Here is a 19,141-nt window from a genome sequence, read left to right on the forward strand (position 1 = left end):
CGTATTTAACTAGGAAAAGTCCTGATCATGAGCGAATTCATTTCCCTGAATATCACCATCCTGGCCGGTGGCATCTCGCACGAGCGCGACGTTTCGCTCCGCTCGGGCCGAAGGGTAGCGGATGCCCTCACTGACGCAGGTCACACGGTGACGGTGCTCGACCCCGGTGCCAACCTGCTCACGACCCTCACCGAACAAGCTCCCGACCTCATCTGGCCTACCCTGCATGGTGCCACCGGCGAGGATGGCGCCCTGCTCTCCCTGCTCGAAACAACCGGGATTCCTTTTCTCGGCTCCCGCGGGCCGGCCGCAGCCCTCGCCTGGAACAAGGCCACCGCCAAAGAACTCGTGCTGCGCGCCGGCTTTGCCACTCCCCCAGCCATAGCCCTCTCGACCGAGACCTTTCGGGATCTCGGCGCCACGAGCGTTCTCGAGCATCTGGTCAGCGCGATCGGCCTGCCCCTGGTTGTGAAACCAGCACAGGGCGGCTCTTCGCAGGGCGTCACGATCGTGCGTACGCCCGCTGATCTGCCCCGCGCCATGGTCGACGCGTACACCTACGCCGATACCGCCCTGGTCGAGGCGTACGTGGACGGCACCGAGGTCACCGTGGCTGTGATCGACTCCGGCGACGGCCCCACCGCCCTGCCCATCGTGGAAATCGTGCCCGTCGACGGCGTTTACAGCTTTGAGGCACGCTACAACGCAGGCGAAACGGACTTCTACACCCCCGCTCGCCTCGCCGACGCGGTCTCGGCAGCCGTCTCCGACACCGCAGTGGCAATTCACACCCTGCTCGGCCTGCGCCACCTGAGCCGAGTCGACCTCATCGTCGACGCGGCGGGCACCCCCTGGTTCCTCGAGGCCAATGTTTTCCCCGGTCTGACCGAGACATCCCTGGTGCCCCAGGCCATCGAGGCCGCCAAGCAGACCCTTGGCGCCACCTACTCGACCCTGGCCACCCACGCCCGCGTCGCCCAGTAACCCTCTTTCCTGCGTTTCACGTGAAACATCGCGGCAGCACCTTCCCCGGATCGTTTAACTGAGGGCGATGACGATCTCGGAAGGCTCGACCGACGGGATGGGCATTCGTGTACCTTCAGTCTGCCCAGCCTGCGGAACCGAGGCCACGCTACCGCGCAACCACCGTTGATCGAGCTTGCCGAGATTGAAATGCAGCCGCTTGACCGTGCTGACCGAATTCCGGGACAAACACACGCAACAAGAGCGGCATCAGCCATGTTTCACGTGAAACTTCAGTGACCACCTTGGCGCAGGTTCAGTCACCGAAAGTGCAGGCGGAATCAGGTCATGCGCCGGGTGCGAGTTTTCGGTGTTTGCGGGCAGTCTGCGCACGCTTTTCGCCAAGACTCCCCGCAAAGGCTAAATGTTCCAACTGAGGAGCGCGTTACCTTACACCGCAGACCAGAACGACTTTAACCGCAAAAATGCCTTTGCACAGCCAAAACGTGACGTTGCAGTGTTTCACGTGAAACACCACAACCGGATTCCCGCAAACAACTCACGCGAGGACAATGGCGATCTCGGCAGGCTCGACCAACGAAAATGGGCGGGTCTTGGAGATCACTCCGGGAGGACCATGGTGGTCTCAGGCGCAACCAACGAAACCGCCCCTTCCGGCAGGCAGCTCATGCGTCGCCGGTGGCGTTGGCGATGGCGCCAAAACCGACCAACGGATTGGGTACGTTTCACGTGAAACGTCGGTACGCGCTAGCTGGCGCTGAAGCCAGGCTCTCCCAAAACGGTCAGAATGCGATTCAGATCACCGATTGTCGCGAAATCTACTGTGATCTGGCCTTTTCGTGCGCCCAGATTGATCTTGACCCGGGTGTCGAGACGATCTCCGAGGTGTTCGGCGATCTCATCGAGGTGTCCCTGGCGCCGACCAGGCAACGGCTTCACAACAATTTTCTTGGGACCAGCCGACGCTGCCGCCTCCGCCGCACGAACCGACAGGTCCTCCTCGACAATCTTGTCGGCCAGGCGCAGCATGCCGGCCGGATCCCCGACCGAGAGAATGGCGCGAGCGTGACCCGCCGATAGCACCCCCGCTGCGACACGCAACTGGACCGGTTCCGGTAGTTTGAGCAGTCGCAAAGTGTTGGTGATCTGCGGACGCGAGCGCCCGATCCGGCTAGCCAGTTCTTCCTGGGTAATGCCAAAATCCGCGAGCAACTGCTGATAAGCGGATGCTTCCTCGAGCGGATTCAGCTGCGCACGGTGCAGGTTCTCCAGGAGTGCGTCGCGCAGCATGTCCACGTCGGCAGTGTCGCGAACGACGGCCGGGATAATGTCCAGCCCAACTTCCTTGGTGGCGCGCAACCGGCGCTCACCCATGACGAGCTCATACTTGCCGGGCTCGTTGGGCGCCGGGCGCACCACAATGGGCTGCAGCACCCCGACTTCGCGAATGCTGTTCACGAGTTCCGCGAGATCATCCTCATCGAAGATGGTGCGCGGCTGGGCCCGGTTGGGAACGATGTCCTGCGGGTTGAGGTGCGCGAGGCGCGCTCCGGGCACGGGAACCAGCACGGGGGAGGCATCCGCTTCAACGGTCACGGCGCGGGGAAAAAAGACGTCGACCGGACGCGGAGCCGAAGCGTCATCCTGCACCGGAATGAGTGCACCAATACCGCGGCCAAGCCCGGTTCTCTTTGCCATCAGTATTGCTCTCTCTTGTGGGGATTTTCTTTCGATTGGGGCTGATCTGCGGTTCTCGGCGCCCCCCGATGGGCCATTTCTGCTGCTGCTTCGAGATAGGAGAGGGATCCTGCCGAGTTCAGGTCGTAGCTGACGACGCTCTGACCGTAGCTCGGGGCCTCAGAAACCCGCACAGAGCGCGGAATTGCCGTATTAAGGACCTCTTTGGGGAAGTGATCGCGCACTTCCTTGGCTACCTGGGTCGCCAGATTGGTGCGGCTGTCGTACATGGTCAGTAGAATCGTCGACACGACCAGATCCGGGTTGAGGTGTTTCTCGATGAGCTTGATGTTTTTGAGCAGCTGGCTCAGCCCCTCGAGCGCGTAGTACTCACACTGAATGGGAATGAGCACTTCTCGCGCCGCGACAAACGCATTGATCGTCAGCAGCCCCAGGGACGGCGGGCAGTCAATGAAGACATAATCGTAGGGCTCGGTCATTTCGGCGAGGTACAGGTCGAGAGCACGACGCAGGCGCTGTTCGCGCGCAACCAGGGAGACCAGTTCAATCTCGGCACCGGCCAGGTGAATCGTGGCCGGAACGCAGAACAGAGCACCGAATTCGGGGCTCTTCTGCACGACCTCGATCATGGGCATGTCGTTAATGATGACGTCGTAAACGCTGGGCGTTTCGGCTCGGTGCTCAACACCAAGGGCGGTTGAAGCATTGCCCTGCGGGTCAAGATCGATGACCAGCACCCGGGCTCCCTGACGCGCGAGGGCCGCGGCAAGGTTGACAGCGGTCGTGGTCTTGCCAACCCCGCCCTTCTGATTGGAGATGGTCAGGACCCGGGTTTTCTCGGGTTTGGGCAGTTCGCCGGCAGCAATGACCTGGCGCCGGCGGGTCAGCTCAGCGATTTCGCGGGCGAGTGGCGGTGCAGCATCGATCCCGGCCGCCTTGGCAACGCGCTGATCTTCAGCAGGATGTTTCACGTGAAACCTTTACGTTCGACGGATGATGAGCCACCCGAAAGGGACCCCCGAACACCAATTCTTGAGGCATTCGGGACTAGTCCACTGTAGCCCGGATGACCCGGGTTACCTCCGGCAGCACGCCAGCACCGAGGGTAATGACCTCGACATCGCGCAGGCCGTACTTGCGAATGGCCTTCGCTGCGGCCTCAATTTCGCGCTGGGCGCCCTCGCCCTTCATGAGGATGAGCTCCCCGCCAGAGCGCACCAGGGGAGCGGTCAGTGGGATCAGCTTACCGAAAGCACTCACGGCTCGTGCCGTGACCTGATCAAGCGGATGCTTCAGGCGCGCTTCCTCCGCACGCGCCCGCACCACAGTGACATTCTTCAAGCCGAGCACCGCCACCTGGTCGTTCAGCCAGGCGACTCGCCGTTCCATCGGTTCGATCAGAACGAAGTTCACGTCGGGGCGAGCGATGGCTAGAACGAGGCCGGGGAGGCCGGAGCCGGAGCCCACGTCGCCCACGACGCCGGGGCGCAGCAGGGGCGCTACGATGGCGCAATTAAGAATGTGACGCGACCACAACCGGGGGAGTTCCAGCGGGCCGATCAAGCCCAGTATTTCCCCCTGATCAGCCAAATTACCCGTAAAAGCTCGGATCAGAGCGAGTTGGGCTCCGAACAATTTCGCAGCCTCCGCCGGTTCCTTCTCGAGTTCAACGAGCTCAGGCTCGGCAGTCCCCGGTGTGCGGGATTCGGGCACGCGCGGTCCCGGTGTGGCTGACTCCGACATAACGGCCGGAAACTACGCTGCAGTAATGACGGTATGGCGATCGCGGCCCTCGCCAGACGACTCGGATCGGTATCCGCTCGCCGACACGATGTCGTGCACGAGTTTGCGCTCGTAAGAGGACATGGCAGGCAGGTCGGCCTCGGTCCCGCCGGCTTCGATGCGGGCAATGGCACGGACAACGAGCGCCGCCAGCTCAGCTTCACGAGCCTCACGTGATCCGCCGATGTCGAGAATGAGACGGGAAAATGATCCCGTCTTGTTCTGCACCGCGAGGCGGGTCAGCTCCTGCAGCGCATTGACTGTTTCTGGCTTGGACAACACCCGCAGGTTGTCCGCGTCGGACGCCTTGACCGAGAGATAGGCCCGACCATTCCGAGCATCAATGTCGATGTCTCCATCGAGGTCGCAGATATCAAGGAATTCCTCGATATAGTCCGCAGCGATGTCGCCCTCACGTTCGAGTTGATCGGTCGTGAGGGGAGCCTCGATGCTCGCGACGGAACCCGTTTCTGGAACGTCGGGGAACGGATCCGTTGCAGCAATACCACTGGGGAACGCCGCGCTGTCGCCTTCGACAGCAGCGGCCGCAGTGATATCGGCCTCAGCGTTGTTGACCTCGGTGAGGTCGATCTTTTCCGTCACGGTGATCTCCACTACTTTTTCGGGCCGGTTTGCTTCTTAGCGCGGGCCTTGCCGACCGGCTGCTGACGCTGTACCGGCTTGGCGGGCTCGTCAACCACAATGATGTCACCATCGGTCGCGATGAGCTTGCCCTTGCGGGCCATGCGCTCTTCGCGAGCCTTGGCGGCCTCACTGCCGGGCGTCGGCATGTTTCGGATCACCAGGAACTGCTGAATCATGGTCCAGAAGTTGGAGGTGAGCCAGTAGAACATGACGCCGAGCGGGAACGCGACACCGGAAAAGGCGAAGACCAGGGGGAGCAGGTAGAGCATGATGCGCTGCTGCTTGAACATGGGGCTCGCCTTGGTTTCCGGCGACATGTTCTTGGAGACGATCTGCAGCTGGGTGATGAACTGCGACGCTGTCATCAGCACGACCATGGTGGCCGCGATGATCATGACGGTGCCGTTGAAGGGGTCACCCGCAGTCCACAGCGACCACTGGGAGGCGAAGGTGTCGTGCAGGGGTGCATTCCCAAAGAGGGTGGCATTGCCGAAGCTCTCGGCGAGGCTCTGATTGAGCGGTCCGACGCCGGCGTTGGCGCGCTGGGCGTCGTTGAGCACCGAGAACAGTGCGAAGAAGATTGGCATCTGCAGCAACAGCGGCAGGCAGGAGCTCAGCGGGTTGGTACCCGTCTTCTTGTACATCGCCATGGTCTCGCGGGACATTGCCTCACGGGAGAACTGGTCCTTCTTGCCCTTGTACTTGTCCTGAATCTTCTTAAGTTGTGGGGCGACCTCGAGCATCTTGCGCTGGCTCTTGATCTGCCGCACGAAGATGGGAATGAGGGCGGCACGCACAACCAGAACGAGGCCGACGATGGACAGCACCCACGTGAGACCGTCGTCGTAGCCCAGTCCCGCGATTCCGATCTGGGAAAACAGCCAGTGGAAGGCTACGAGCAGCAGCTCGACCACCCATTTCAGAGGCCAGAGGATCGTACCTATGAGGTCCATACTGTGGGTTAGCCCTTTCCGTGGCTGGGTGCAACGACAAAACCGAACGACGTCAAACGAAAGCGACGCGTGCTTTTGAGAGGTACATCATCGATGCCGCCTTCAGACCACGGATGACAGTGGCTCAGTCTCCGTGCAGCGAGGACGCTTCCCCACGCTAGTCCGTGTTCCTGAACGGCCCCCAGTGCGTAGGCCGAGCAAGACGGGTAAAACCGGCACACATCCCCGTAGAGGGGAGAAATCACGCCCCGATACACGCGAAGAATTAGCACGCCCACATTGCGCGGGAGCAGAATAATCGTCGCGAGTACGGGGTTCATCGGCCCGGGTTGCCTTTTCGCATCGGGAGGGGGCGAGACAGGGAACGTTGAACCTCGTCGTACAGCGTCTGCCACGCCGCATCGCGCGCCGTCGGCAAAGCCCGGATGACGATATCCGTTCCCGGCGTCACCGCGGGGAGCAGCTCGAACGTGACCGCCTTGAGGCGGCGGCGAACGAGATTGCGCCTCACGGCGTCACCCACATTCTTAGCGACGATGAATCCGAAGCGAACCGGGTCGACACTATCCGTTTGAGCGGATCCGGGCCGACCGTCACTTTTGCGTATGTACAAAACGGTGTGCGCACCAACGATCCGCACACCGCGCCGAACGACGCCCTGGTAATCACTGCCGCTCGTGATGCGATTTACGTGAGCAAGCACGAGAACCTGGCGACCACGAGAACTTACGCGGAGAGTTCGGTGCGACCCTTGCGACGGCGAGCACCGAGGATGGCGCGGCCCGCACGGGTGCGCATGCGCAGGCGGAAGCCGTGCACCTTGGCACGACGGCGGTTGTTCGGCTGGAAGGTTCTCTTGCTCATAGTTCAATCTCCACGTATTTGAATCACCGCTGGCCAATTTCTCTTCGGCCAGAACAGCGGCGCGCACAGAAGTTGGAAGCCCGCGGGATGGGGTCAACTGATTAAAACTACGGCCTCGGTAACGTCTGGTCAAACTCAGCGCCCGAATCGAGTGATTCTCCACAATAATGACTCCAACGCAGAAACCGAACGGTCGGGCGCAGGAACAGTAAAATTAGCCTCCACGACCGGGATTGACTACCGTAAAGTCAAGTTATCCACAGGCTTGTGCCCTAAACCTGAGAATTCGGCCGGTTTTATACACAAGCGGTGGATAACTTTGATCCAGTCCTGACGAACGCACCGGTACCACCCGAACGAAGGCGCGCCGGTCGTCACAGTTGAACAGAGATATCCCGAACCACACAGATTGTAGGAACCATGGCAGACGTTGAAGCGCCGATAGCCGAAACCTGGCGGTCCGTTCTGACCACCCTGGAGTCCGACGCCACGATTACGCCCATGCTCTACGGCTTTCTCAGTCTGGTCGAGCCGAAAGGTATCGCCGCTGGCACCTTTTATCTTGAGGTGCCCAACGAGTTCACGGCCAGCATGCTCAATCAGCGGATGCGGGTTCCCCTGCTCACCGCAATGGGTCAGCTCGACGAGGCTACCGCGGTGTCCACCTTCTACGTCGTCGTGAATCCCGAACTCGAGCAGGAGTCGTTGCGCCCGGTTCAGCAGACAATGACCCCGCCCGACGTCATTACACCGGCACCGCCGCAATCGGTGTTCGAGGGTGCCGCCCCCGCGGGGCCGCACGAGACGCGACTCAACCCCAAATACAGTTTTGACAACTTCGTCATCGGGCAATCCAACCGCTTCGCTCACGCGGCCGCTGTTGCCGTGGCCGAAGCCCCGGCCAAGGCCTACAACCCGCTCTTCATCTACGGATCGTCCGGGCTGGGCAAGACCCACCTTTTGCACGCGATCGGTCATTACGCTATGAGCCTGTATCCGGGCATCCGGGTACGTTATGTCAGTTCCGAAGAGTTCACCAACGATTTCATCAACTCCATCGCCAACAACCGTGGCTCGGCTTTTCAAGCTCGGTACCGCAATATCGACATTCTGATGATTGACGACATCCAATTTCTGCAGAACAAGGCGGAGACCCAGGAAGCCTTCTTCCATACTTTCAACACCCTGCACGACCACAACAAGCAGGTGGTCATCACGAGTGACCTGCCGCCGAAACACCTCACCGGTTTTGAAGACCGAATGCGCAGCCGCTTCGAGTGGGGTTTGATAACGGATGTCCAGGCTCCCGACCTCGAGACCCGCATCGCCATTCTGCGCAAAAAGGCGCAGAGCGAGAAGCTGCAGGTGCCCCACGACATTCTCGAGTTCATGGCGTCGAAGGTATCGTCCAACATTCGCGAACTGGAGGGAACACTCATTCGGGTCACCGCCTTCGCGAGTCTGAACAAGACTCCGGTCGACATGGACCTTGTTCAAACGGTGTTGAAGGACCTCATCACCCTGGACGAAGACAACGTCATTGCTCCGGTCGACATCATCACCAACACTGCTAATTACTTCAAGCTCTCGGTCGATGACCTGTACGGTTCGAGTCGCTCGCAGGCCATCGCCACGGCCCGCCAAATCGCCATGTACCTGTGTCGTGAGCTCACGAACCTGTCGCTGCCCAAGATTGGGCAGCTGTTCGGCAATCGGGACCATACGACAGTGATGTATGCCAATAAGAAGATCAGTGAGCTCATGAAGGAGCGACGGTCGATTTACAATCAGGTCACTGAACTAACCAACCGCATCAAGCAGGATCACCGGTACAAGTAAGCGCCAACGGTAAAATTTTCGGCCCCTCACGGCAAGCTCAGCTGAGTTTGACCCGGAGGGGCCGAATTTTTTTAGTTTTCACACCTGTGGATAACCCTGTGGAATTAACTCACACAACCGGTCGTCGCCTGTAGAAACTCGGGGCTTCCCTGTAGAAACTTGTAATTACCAAGAGTTGCGCTTACGCAAACGAATGACAAACTTCCACAGGTCGCCCACAAGTTACAAACGTGTAGTTCTCAGTGCCTGAGCCGTTTTCACAGAGTTATCTACAGTTTCCACAACGGTTAAGAAGATTAACAAAAATTCTTTAACCAGATTTAGCCGACAACCTTGACTGCCGAAGCCACCGATCGGGCCCGGTACCGAACCAGACGGTGAAGCCAGCTAGCATTGAGGCCCACCCATCCGCTTTCGCAACGCTAAGGAATGACATCGTGAGATTTCAGGCAAATCGGGATGTCTTCAGCGAAGCAGTTTCGTTCGCCGTAAAACTTCTACCCCAGCGAACGACCCTGCCAATCCTCAGCGGTGTGCTCATCGAAGCCACGGCGACGGGCCTGATCCTCTCCTCCTTCGACTACGAAGTCTCCGCCCAGACCGAGATCATCGCCGAAGTCGAAGAAACCGGCAAAATACTCGTCTCCGGACGTCTTCTGGCCGAGATCGCGAGCCGCCTGCCCAACGCGCCAGTACGTTTTTCCACGGAAAATTCCCGGATCAAGGTCAGTTGTGGTTCGGCGAGCTTCACCCTGCTGTCTATGCCGGTTGAGGAATATCCCAGCATTCCGCAGGTGAACACCCAGTCTGGTCTCGTGCCCGCCGAAGAATTTGCGGCCGCAGTAGCCCAGGTCGCCGTCGCCGCATCCCGTGATGATGTCACGCCCGTCATCACCGGCGTGCAGCTGGAAATAACCGAAAACAGCCTGAGCCTCGTTGCCACCGACCGTTACCGTGTGGCCGTTCGCGAAATCGACTGGGACCACGGAAGCAACACCACCGAGGGAACGATTACGGCCCTGGTGCCGGCTCGAACCCTGCAGGAAGTCGGCAAGACCTTCGGCCACAGCGGAACCATTTCGGTGTCGATCACCAACAGTGACGACCGCGAACTCATCGCCTTCACCGCCAACAAGAAAACCGTCACGTCACTGCTGATCAAGGGCAATTTTCCTCCGGTGCGTCGGTTGTTCCCCGAAACGGTCGACAACTACGCGGTCATGAACACAGCCGACCTGATCGAGGCAACGCGCCGCGTGCAGCTCGTGCTTGAGCGCGAAGCAGCCCTGCGTTTCACCTTCGCCGCTGACGGGCTCACCCTGGAAGCGGTCGGTTCCGAACAGGCCCAGGCCTCGGAGACCATCGACGCGATTCTCTCCGGTACCGAGACGATCGTGTCGCTCAAGCCGCAGTTCCTCCTCGACGGACTCAGCGCAGTGCACTCGGAATTCGTGCGCATCTCATTCACGAAGACGGAAAACCCGAATAAGCCCGGTCCCGTTCTGATTACCAGCCAGACGTCGCGCGAGCAGGCCGGAGCGGACAGCTACAAGTATCTGCTCCAGCCCAACCTGCTGCTGCGCTAACGACGGTGCGGGTCACCCACCTTTCGCTCACCGACTTTCGCAACTACGCGACGGCCGAGGTTTCATTCAACGCCGGGCCTAACCTCATCGTCGGACGCAATGGCCAGGGAAAAACGAACCTGGTCGAAGCCCTCGGTTTTCTCAGTACGCTCGGCTCGCATCGGGTCTCGACCGATAAAGCCATGATTCGGGCCGGGCAGGACGCCGGAATCATTCGGGCGCGACTCGAGTACAACGGTCGTGACATCTTGGCCGAGGTACAGCTCAACCGCACCGGACAGAATCGAGCGCAGGTCAATCGCTCGGTGATCAAGACCCGTGACCTGCCCCGCTATTTCTCCAGTGTGGTGTTCGCCCCGGAGGACCTCGCGCTCGTGCGCGGTGATCCCTCTGGTCGGCGTAAGTTTCTCGATCAACTTTTGGTGCTACGGACCCCGAGGCTGGCCGCGGTTCTCAGCGATTACGACCGCGTGCTCAAGCAGCGCAATACCCTACTCAAGTCGGCGCGCTCTTCCGGTATACGCGGAAATCAGCTGTCCACCCTCGATATCTGGGACGAACGACTCGTCGAGTTCGGCTCAGAAATTATCGACGAGCGGGCCAAACTCGTGCATCTGCTCGGGGATCCTTTGCGCGCGGCCTATCGGGCCGTTGTGAATGAAGACCATGGGCCTGCCTTGGTGGCAAGTTTGAGCATTCTCGGCGCCGATGAAGACGTCGATGGGGCTGCGCTCGGCGGCATCGGCTCGGCGGCCGGACCGGGTTCGGTGGAGTCCTCCACCACTGAGATCTTTCGTACCGCCATGGTGGGACTGCGCAAACGCGAACTTGAACGCGGTATTACCCTCGCTGGCCCGCACCGGGACGACCTCGTCTTCATGCTCAACGAGCTGCCGGCCAAGGGCTACGCGAGTCATGGGGAATCGTGGTCGTTCGCGCTGTCGCTGAAATTGGCATCCGCTCAGCTATTACGCCAGGATTCAGCGAGCGGGGATCCAGTGCTGATTCTCGACGACGTATTCGCAGAGCTGGATTTGGACCGCCGAGCCCGACTGGCCGCGGCGATCGGGTCTTTTGAGCAGGTTCTGATCACGGCCGCCGTACTGGAAGACGTTCCCCAGGCGCTGGTGGCGCACACCATCCACATTCACGCCGGCGCGGTCATCGATGGCTGACCAGAATGTTCCACGTGAAACACCCGAGAGCAGTGATTCACTGGAATCCAATGCCAGTGAAGCCAGCCAGGTTTACCTACGATTCAAGAGTATCTTCGGCGATCCGAACGCACGTCGCACCCGCGGACGCAAGCGCATCGCCCCGGCCGCCGGCTCGAGTGTGCCCTTTGGAATTGGACGCGATCCGCGTGGCCTCGGCGACACCATCAACTCGCTCACCATGCAACTCGGCTGGAATTCACCACTGGCTCAATCGGAACTGCTTGCTTCCTGGATGCTGCTGGCCGGTGAAGAAACCGCCAACCATTCCACCCCGGCGGGCATCGATGACGGCGTACTCACGGTGCACTGCGAGTCGACTGCCTGGGCGACACAGCTACGTCTGATGCGGAACGTCATCATGGAACACATCGCGACCCGCTACCCAGATGCCGGCATCCAATCGATTCGTTTCCAGGGGCCCAACGCCCCATCCTGGAAAAAGGGTCCCAGATCAATTCCAGGGCGTGGTCCACGCGATACCTACGGGTGATCCAGCAAATAAGGTCACCCCCTTGAACAAAAGGCGTCAAACGGCGATTATGGCCGGTTGTTCTCGCCTCATTTGGTAGACTGAATGGTCGCCCGTGCGATGGTCAGGAGCCTATTTTCAGATGACAGTTGAACCGACGCCCGAACGCACGTCCCCAGATATATCCCCAATAGTGGCGGAGCGGGAGCCGGAGCACGAATACGGTGCAGACGATATTCAGGTCCTCGAGGGCCTGGAAGCCGTTCGAAAGCGACCCGGTATGTATATCGGATCCACCGGACCGCGCGGACTGCACCACCTGGTCTATGAGATCGTTGACAACTCCGTCGACGAAGCCCTGGCGGGGCACTGCGACACGATTGATATTCGCATTCTGGCCGACGGCGCCATTCGCGTCGAAGACAACGGTCGCGGAATCCCCGTCGACATTCACAAGGCAGAGGGCCGTTCGACCGTTGAGGTCGTCCTGACGGTGCTGCACGCCGGTGGAAAGTTCGGCGGCGGCGGGTATTCCGTTTCCGGTGGACTGCACGGTGTCGGCAGCTCCGTGGTGAACGCCCTGTCGAGCCGCCTCGAGGTCGAGGTTCGTCGCCAGGGATTCATTTGGCGCCAGAGTTTCGCCAACGGTGTCCCCAACGCTCCCCTGGAACAGGGCGAAGCGAACGACGAAACCGGCACCACCATTACCTTCTGGCCGAGCGCTGAGACCTTCGAGACGATCGATTTCGATTACGAAACGCTGCGCGCTCGTTTTCAGCAGATGGGTTTTTTGAACAAGGGCCTGCGTCTCACCCTCACCGACGAGCGTGAAGCCCACCGCACTGACGACGGCACGGTTGTCAGTAACACCTTCAAGTACGATCAGGGACTCGTCGACTACGTCGAGTACCTCAACCGTGCCAAAAAGGCTGACCTCGTCAACGAAGAGATCATCTCGTTCGAGTGGGAAGACCACGAACGCAAGATGGCGCTGGAAGTGGCCATGCAGTGGACCACGGCCTATACCGAGAGCGTGCACACCTACGCGAATACGATCAACACCCACGAGGGCGGCACCCACGAAGAGGGTTTCCGCGCCGCGCTGACCACACTCGTGAACAAGTACGCCCGCGAAAAGGGCATCCTGAAAGAAAAGGATGACAACCTCACCGGCGATGACGTGCGTGAAGGACTGACCGCGGTCGTGTCGATCAAGCTCGCCGAACCGCAGTTCGAAGGCCAGACCAAGACCAAACTCGGCAACACCGAGGCGAAGTCGTTCGTACAAAAGGTCGCCAACGATCAGCTCACCGACTGGTTCAACCGCAACCCGAACCCGGCCCGCGAAATTATTCGTAAGTCCTTGCAGGCATCGAACGCTCGTATGGCGGCCCGCAAAGCTCGGGAAACCGCCCGTCGCAAGGGACTGCTCGAGGGCGGCGGCATGCCGGGCAAGCTCAAGGATTGCCAGAGCAAGGACCCCTCCTTGTCCGAGATCTTCATCGTCGAGGGCGATTCGGCCGGCGGCTCCGCCGTGCAGGGGCGCAACCCGGAGTTCCAGGCGATCTTGCCGTTGCGCGGCAAGATCCTCAACGTCGAAAAGGCTCGCCTCGACCGTGCCCTCGGTAATGCAGAGGTTCAGGCCATGATCACGGCCTTCGGTGCTGGGATGGGCGAAGAATTCAACCCAGACAAGGTTCGGTACCACAAGATCGTGTTAATGGCCGACGCCGATGTCGACGGCCAGCACATCACGACCCTGCTGCTGACACTGCTGTTCCGATACATGCGTCCGCTGATCGACCTCGGCTACGTCTATCTGGCCCAGCCGCCGCTGTACCGGCTCAAGTGGACCAACTCGCCGCACGAATACGTGTACTCCGATGCCGAGCGTGACGCCCTCCTTGCCGATGGCGCGGCCTCGGGCAAGCGGATCCCGAAAGACAACGGCATTCAGCGCTACAAGGGCCTCGGCGAGATGGACTACAAGGAACTGTGGGAAACCACGATGGCCCCCGAATCTCGCACCCTGCTGCAGGTCACCCTGGATGACGCGGCATCCGCCGACGAAATCTTCTCCACCCTGATGGGTGAAGACGTCGAATCCCGACGCAACTTCATCCAGAAAAACGCGAAGGACGTGCGTTTCCTTGACATCTGATGACACCACGGGCAACTCCGACTCGAATACGCCCGAAGCAGTGACCCCTGAACTGAGTGCAGCGAACGCGGCTGCGGCGGCGGCCCACCTCGTGCAGCACGGCAAGATCGACCAGGTCGACCTGCAGCTGGAAATGCAGCGCTCCTACCTCGACTACGCGATGAGCGTCATCGTCGGGCGTGCGCTGCCTGACGTGCGCGACGGTATGAAGCCGGTGCACCGTCGCGTGATCTACGCCATGTTCGACGGCGGCTACCGCCCGGACAAGGCGTTCTCCAAGTGCGCCCGCGTCGTCGGTGACGTGATGGGACAGTTCCACCCGCACGGTGACTCGTCGATCTACGACGCGCTCGTGCGTCTGGTTCAGCCGTGGAGTCTGCGGTATCCGCTCGCCCTGGGCCAGGGAAACTTCGGTTCCCCCGGCAATGACGGCGCAGCAGCCCCGCGGTACACCGAAACCAAGATGGCGCCGCTCGCCCTCGAAATGGTGCGCGACATCGACGAAGACACCGTCGATTTTCAGGACAACTACGATGGCCGCACGCTCGAGCCGACCGTGCTGCCGGCCCGCTTTCCGAACCTGCTGGTCAACGGCTCGGTCGGAATCGCCGTCGGTATGGCCACCAACATTCCGCCGCACAACCTGCGCGAGGTCGCCGCCGGCGCCCAGTGGTACCTTGAGAACCCCGACGCCACCCGCGACGAGCTGCTCGAAGCGCTGATTTCGCGCATCAAGGGACCTGATTTTCCTACCGGCGCTCAAATTCTGGGCACCAAGGGTATTCAGGACGCCTACCGCACCGGGCGTGGTTCGATCACGATGCGTGCCGTGGTCAGCATCGAAGAGTTGCAGGGTCGCACCTGCCTCGTAATTACCGAGCTGCCCTACCAGGTGAACCCCGACAACCTCGCGATCAAGATCGCCGATCTGGTCAAGGACGCCAAAGTAGCCGGCATCGCGGACATTCGCGATGAGACGTCTGGTCGCACCGGCCAGCGCCTCGTCATCGTGCTCAAGCGCGACGCCGTCGCGAAGGTTGTGCTGAACAACCTTTACAAGCACACTCAGCTGCAGGAGAATTTCGGCGCCAATATGCTGGCCATCGTCGACGGCGTGCCGCGCACGCTCGCCCTCGACGGTTTCATCTCGGCCTGGGTCGCGCACCAGATCGAGGTTATCGTTCGGCGCACCCAATTCCGCTTGAACAAGGCCGAAGCGGATGCCCACATTCTGCGCGGCTATCTCAAGGCGCTGGACGCTCTCGATGAGGTTATCGCGCTCATTCGTCGGTCGAACACGGTCGACGACGCTCGCGAAGGCCTGATGGCTCTGCTCGACGTGGACAAGCTTCAGGCCGACGCGATTCTCACCATGCAGTTGCGCCGCCTGGCAGCTCTCGAGCGCCAGAAGATCATCGACCAGGCCGCCGAACTCGAAGTGCAGATCGCCGAATTCAAGTCGATCTTGGCCAGCCCCGAGCGTCAGCGCACGATCATCAGCGAAGAACTCGCCGAGATCACCGCGAAGTTCGGTGACGACCGCCGCACCGAAATCATGTTCGGTTTCGACGGCGACATGTCGATCGAGGATCTCATCCCCGAAGAGGAGATGGTGGTCACCGTCACCCGCGGCGGCTACATCAAGCGCACCCGGAGCGACAACTACCGCAACCAGCACCGAGGTGGCAAGGGCGTCAAGGGCGCCCAGCTGCGCGCCGACGACGTGGTCGAACACTTCTTCGTGACCACGACACACCACTGGTTGTTGTTCTTCACCAACACCGGTCGGGTCTACCGGGCCAAGGCGTACGAGGCGCAGGAATCCGGTCGCGATGCCAAGGGCCAGCACGTTGCCAACCTGCTCGCGCTGCAGCCGGGCGAGGAAATCGCACAGATTCTCGACATTCGTGACTACGGGGTTGCCCAATATCTGACCCTCGCCACCCGCGATGGACTGATCAAGAAGACCGCGCTTAGTGAATACGACACTAATCGCACTGGCGGCATCATCGCGATCAAGCTGCGTGAGGGCGACGAACTCGTCTCTGCCCTGCTGGTCGAAGATGATTCCGACCTGCTGCTGGTATCCCGCAAGGGCATGTCGATTCGCTTCACCGCCACCGACGAAGCGCTGCGCCCGATGGGCCGCAGCACGTCCGGCGTGATCGGAATGCACTTCCGCGGTGAGGATACGCTGCTGGACGCATCCGTCATCAATGATGACGGCTACGTCTTCGTAGTCACCGAGGGTGGCTACGCCAAGCGCACCGCGGCAGACCAGTATCGGCTGCAGAATCGTGGTGGTCTGGGCATTAAGGTGGCCAAACTCAACGACGATCGCGGCGATCTGGTCGGCTCGTTGATCGTCAATCCCGAGGACGAGGTCCTTGTGGTACTTGCCAGTGGCAAGGTGGTACGCTCTGACGTCGCCGAGGTTCCGGCCAAGGGCCGGGACACAATGGGTGTTGTTTTCGCAAAGTTTGCGAATGAAGACAGAATCATTTCCATCGCGAAAAACATTGAACGTAATCTGGTCGCCACGGATGAAACCACCGACGAAGAAGATGTGACGGATGTCGACGCACCAGCTGGTGCGGTCGACAGCAGTGCTGCAGACGGCGCTGTTCCTCACGCGGATTCAGGGAAAGTAGAGACACCGAATGAGTAGCGTCGCCGAAAAGCTCGCCAAGAAGTCCACTCGTAAGACCACAAGCAAGCAGGTTCGACTCAAACTGGTCTACGTCGACTTCTGGTCGAGCGTGAAACTGTCGTTCCTGGTGGCGGTGTGCCTGGCGATCGTCACCATCGTCGCTACCTTCCTCACCTACACCGTGCTCGTGCAGACCGAGGTGCTGACCAGTGTCGACGAGCTGTACGCCACCGTGGCGGGAGAATCGGCCGACCTGACGGCCATTCTCTCGATCGGCAACGTTATGGGCTTCGCGGTCGTTGTGGCCGTGCTGAACCTGGTCGTGATCACCGCGCTCGGCGCCATCTATGCCGTTCTGTACAACCTGAGCGTCAAAATTACCGGCGGTTTGCTCGTCGGCTTCACCAACAACTAAGCCGCAGTCAAGGCTTTGTAGGCACGATCGAGGGCTGTTTCTCCGCGGAAACAGCCCTCACACTCGAATTTGGGTAAATCCGCCGCACCGCGGCGTGACTCGATTTCAGGTTCCGGCCAGATTCCGATAGTCTTCAATCTGCCCAACAGGGGGATATAGCTCAGTTGGTTAGAGCGCTTCACTGATAATGAAGAGGTCCCAGGTTCAAATCCCGGTATCCCCACGCAGCACCAGATTCATAAGTTCTCACTCGCTATAAACGGGGTGAGAAAGCGGGGCCATAGCTCAATTGGTAGAGCGCCTGCTTTGCAAGCAGGAGGTCCGGGGTTCGATTCCCCGTGGCTCCACAATTCAAGGCTCGTCTTCGGACGGGCCTTTTCTTGTACTTCCGGGGATTTTTCCGTACCAGGGCTGGGCATCCGCTTAGACGGCGTCGCGGCGGTCATTGCGGGCCGCTACGGCCGTTAACGCGGCAGGGCCCGCATCCACTGGATGCGGGCCTTGCAAGCGGGTGGTGCTGCGGCGCTAGTCTTCCTGCGACGTGGCCGGTTCAGCCTCGTCATCGGCGACCCAGAGCTCGTCGTCGGCGCGGAACGTCTGCCAGACGGCGTAGGCGACGCCTGCAGCGGCGACGACGGCCAGACCGAGGGCGAAGTAAGTTCCCGCCCCCACGCCCTTAGGTTCGACCACGACGGGCTTCTGTAAGCGGATACGGCCCAGCGCGGCCCGCACGCGGGCGTCGCGCGCGACGTCGCCGACCGACAAGACCGTGCCGATGGCGGTACCGATGCCGGGAAGGACATCGTTCACCACGCGGCGTCGAACGCCGTCGGCGGCTTCCTGGGTGGCGTTCACGCCCGGGCGAACGTAGTGGTCGTAGCTCTCGCGAACGCGCGGAGCAACTTCTTCGCGGGCGAGGACGCCGGCCTGGTGACCGGCCTGGCGAGCAAGCACGTTAGCGCGCTCCAATACCTCTTGTTGGTGGCTCCATAGTTCGTCTGCGCTTTTGCGCAGCCGAGTGAGTTCCTTGCGGCGCTTGCGTGACAGGCTCATCTGGACCCTCCATCGATGTCGTGTGTGGCGAATGTGTGTCTATCTTGCCACTGAGTGCCCATCTTGCCACTGAAACCTTGGCGCGCAATCGATGTCTTGCCAGCGAATGCACTGGGAACGCACCGGAAGCACAGGGGGTCGAGCAGGGTGGGCGACGGTTGCTGTGCAAGAATCGGTGTATGTCTAAGCACACCGCTGTCGCCACCCTGAACACCACACTCGGACCGATCAAGGTCAATCTCTTCGGCAATCACGCGCCGAAGACGGTCAAGAACTTCGTCGGCCTCGCGACCGGCGAGATCGAGTGGAAGCACCCCGCCACGGGCGTCGCCTCCACCACGCCGCTTTACGACGGCACCGTTTTTCACCGCATTATCAAGGACTTCATGATCCAGGCCGGCGACCCGCTCGGCCAGGGCACCGGCGGTCCCGGCTACCAGTTCGACGATGAAATCAGCCCCGACCTCGACTTCACCCAGCCCTACGTGCTCGCCATGGCGAACGCGGGAATCCAGGGTGGTCAAGGAACCAACGGCTCGCAGTTCTTCATCACCGTCGTGCCGACCACCTGGCTGCAGGGCAAGCACACCATCTTCGGTGCCGTTGAAGACGAGGACAGCCGCGCAATCGTCGCGAAGCTCGCGACCGTCGCCACCGACGGTCGCGACCGCCCGCTGGAAGACGTCATCATCCAGAGCGTCTCCGTCGAATCCGTCTAACCCGTATTTCAGACCAATATGAGTGATCTGCCGGCCTCGGCGGCGAATTTTTGCTACCGCCATCCGGGGCGGCAGAGCTTCATTCTGTGTCAGCGCTGCGGGCGCA

At 60.7% G+C, this 19,141-nt stretch carries 18 protein-coding genes and 2 tRNA genes; 11 read left to right on the forward strand and 9 right to left on the reverse strand.

Annotated features, from left to right (window positions below; genetic code table 11):
• The first annotated feature begins 27 nt into the window (after positions 1 to 27).
• The gene (locus tag E3T31_RS07430; protein WP_134468172.1) at positions 28 to 984 is read left to right on the forward strand and encodes a D-alanine--D-alanine ligase; all 957 of its coding nucleotides are present in this window, start codon (positions 28 to 30) and stop codon (positions 982 to 984) included.
• A gap of 747 nt (positions 985 to 1,731) precedes the next feature.
• Here the strand turns inward: E3T31_RS07430 and E3T31_RS07435 are convergent.
• From E3T31_RS07435 to rpmH, 8 genes are all read right to left on the reverse strand, one after another.
• A complete protein-coding gene (locus E3T31_RS07435) occupies positions 1,732 to 2,682 on the reverse strand; it encodes a ParB/RepB/Spo0J family partition protein (RefSeq protein WP_166788416.1) in 951 nt (316 codons plus the stop codon).
• Positions 2,682 to 3,653 (reverse strand): ParA family protein, encoded by a 972-nt coding sequence (locus E3T31_RS07440; RefSeq protein ID WP_174844859.1) that lies wholly within the window; start codon positions 3,651 to 3,653, stop codon positions 2,682 to 2,684. The genes E3T31_RS07435 and E3T31_RS07440 overlap by 1 nt, the downstream gene beginning before the upstream one ends.
• A gap of 76 nt (positions 3,654 to 3,729) precedes the next feature.
• On the reverse strand, positions 3,730 to 4,395 hold the full coding sequence (gene rsmG, locus E3T31_RS07445; RefSeq protein WP_241977738.1) for a 16S rRNA (guanine(527)-N(7))-methyltransferase RsmG: 666 nt from the start codon (positions 4,393 to 4,395) through the stop codon (positions 3,730 to 3,732).
• Positions 4,396 to 4,437: 42 nt separating this feature from the next.
• Positions 4,438 to 4,914: a R3H domain-containing nucleic acid-binding protein gene (locus tag E3T31_RS07450; RefSeq protein WP_241977759.1), complete on the reverse strand. Its 477-nt coding sequence runs from the start codon at positions 4,912 to 4,914 to the stop codon at positions 4,438 to 4,440.
• Between the two features lie 164 nt (positions 4,915 to 5,078).
• Entirely contained in the window at positions 5,079 to 6,062 is a 984-nt protein-coding gene (gene yidC, locus E3T31_RS07455; RefSeq protein WP_134468175.1) for a membrane protein insertase YidC, read from the reverse strand.
• A gap of 8 nt (positions 6,063 to 6,070) precedes the next feature.
• Positions 6,071 to 6,382 carry a membrane protein insertion efficiency factor YidD gene (yidD, locus tag E3T31_RS07460; protein WP_134468176.1) on the reverse strand — a complete coding sequence of 104 codons (312 nt, stop codon included), beginning with the start codon at positions 6,380 to 6,382 and terminating at the stop codon, positions 6,071 to 6,073.
• Positions 6,379 to 6,765, reverse strand: coding sequence for a ribonuclease P protein component (gene rnpA, locus E3T31_RS07465; RefSeq protein WP_134468177.1), 387 nt, complete (start codon positions 6,763 to 6,765; stop codon positions 6,379 to 6,381). The genes yidD and rnpA overlap by 4 nt, the downstream gene beginning before the upstream one ends.
• A gap of 23 nt (positions 6,766 to 6,788) precedes the next feature.
• Positions 6,789 to 6,926 (reverse strand): 50S ribosomal protein L34, encoded by a 138-nt coding sequence (rpmH, locus tag E3T31_RS07470; protein ID WP_010204566.1) that lies wholly within the window; start codon positions 6,924 to 6,926, stop codon positions 6,789 to 6,791.
• A gap of 420 nt (positions 6,927 to 7,346) precedes the next feature.
• Here rpmH and dnaA point away from each other — a divergent pair, with 420 nt between their 5' ends.
• From dnaA to E3T31_RS07515, 9 genes are all read left to right on the forward strand, one after another.
• Entirely contained in the window at positions 7,347 to 8,765 is a 1,419-nt protein-coding gene (dnaA, locus tag E3T31_RS07475; protein ID WP_134468178.1) for a chromosomal replication initiator protein DnaA, read from the forward strand.
• 437 nt (positions 8,766 to 9,202) lie between these two features.
• Positions 9,203 to 10,351: a DNA polymerase III subunit beta gene (gene dnaN / locus E3T31_RS07480; RefSeq protein WP_134468179.1), complete on the forward strand. Its 1,149-nt coding sequence runs from the start codon at positions 9,203 to 9,205 to the stop codon at positions 10,349 to 10,351.
• A 5-nt stretch (positions 10,352 to 10,356) separates the two neighbouring features.
• On the forward strand, positions 10,357 to 11,526 hold the full coding sequence (gene recF, locus E3T31_RS07485) for a DNA replication/repair protein RecF (RefSeq protein WP_134468180.1): 1,170 nt from the start codon (positions 10,357 to 10,359) through the stop codon (positions 11,524 to 11,526).
• Positions 11,519 to 12,058: a DUF721 domain-containing protein gene (locus E3T31_RS07490; RefSeq protein WP_134468181.1), complete on the forward strand. Its 540-nt coding sequence runs from the start codon at positions 11,519 to 11,521 to the stop codon at positions 12,056 to 12,058. Before recF ends, E3T31_RS07490 begins: the two co-directional genes overlap by 8 nt.
• 121 nt (positions 12,059 to 12,179) lie before the next feature.
• Entirely contained in the window at positions 12,180 to 14,198 is a 2,019-nt protein-coding gene (gene gyrB, locus E3T31_RS07495; protein WP_134443457.1) for a DNA topoisomerase (ATP-hydrolyzing) subunit B, read from the forward strand.
• A 40-nt stretch (positions 14,199 to 14,238) separates the two neighbouring features.
• Positions 14,239 to 16,866 carry a DNA gyrase subunit A gene (gene gyrA / locus E3T31_RS07500; RefSeq protein WP_370304366.1) on the forward strand — a complete coding sequence of 876 codons (2,628 nt, stop codon included), beginning with the start codon at positions 14,239 to 14,241 and terminating at the stop codon, positions 16,864 to 16,866.
• Complete coding sequence (locus E3T31_RS07505; protein WP_134468183.1) at positions 16,859 to 17,263, forward strand: DUF3566 domain-containing protein; 405 nt, start codon at positions 16,859 to 16,861, stop codon at positions 17,261 to 17,263. The genes gyrA and E3T31_RS07505 overlap by 8 nt, the downstream gene beginning before the upstream one ends.
• A 149-nt stretch (positions 17,264 to 17,412) precedes the next feature.
• Positions 17,413 to 17,486 (forward strand) — tRNA-Ile (locus tag E3T31_RS07510).
• 51 nt (positions 17,487 to 17,537) lie between these two features.
• Positions 17,538 to 17,610, forward strand: a tRNA-Ala gene (locus E3T31_RS07515).
• 178 nt (positions 17,611 to 17,788) lie between these two features.
• Here E3T31_RS07515 and E3T31_RS07520 read toward each other — a convergent pair.
• Positions 17,789 to 18,316, reverse strand: coding sequence for a hypothetical protein (locus E3T31_RS07520; protein ID WP_092448023.1), 528 nt, complete (start codon positions 18,314 to 18,316; stop codon positions 17,789 to 17,791).
• 179 nt (positions 18,317 to 18,495) lie between these two features.
• Between E3T31_RS07520 and E3T31_RS07525 the strand changes: the two genes are divergently transcribed.
• On the forward strand, positions 18,496 to 19,035 hold the full coding sequence (locus tag E3T31_RS07525) for a peptidylprolyl isomerase (RefSeq protein ID WP_134468184.1): 540 nt from the start codon (positions 18,496 to 18,498) through the stop codon (positions 19,033 to 19,035).
• Positions 19,036 to 19,141 lie beyond the last annotated feature (106 nt).

Origin of the sequence: Cryobacterium sp. TMS1-13-1 (assembly GCF_004403125.1) — a bacterium.
Taxonomy (GTDB): Bacteria; Actinomycetota; Actinomycetes; order Actinomycetales; family Microbacteriaceae; genus Cryobacterium; species Cryobacterium levicorallinum.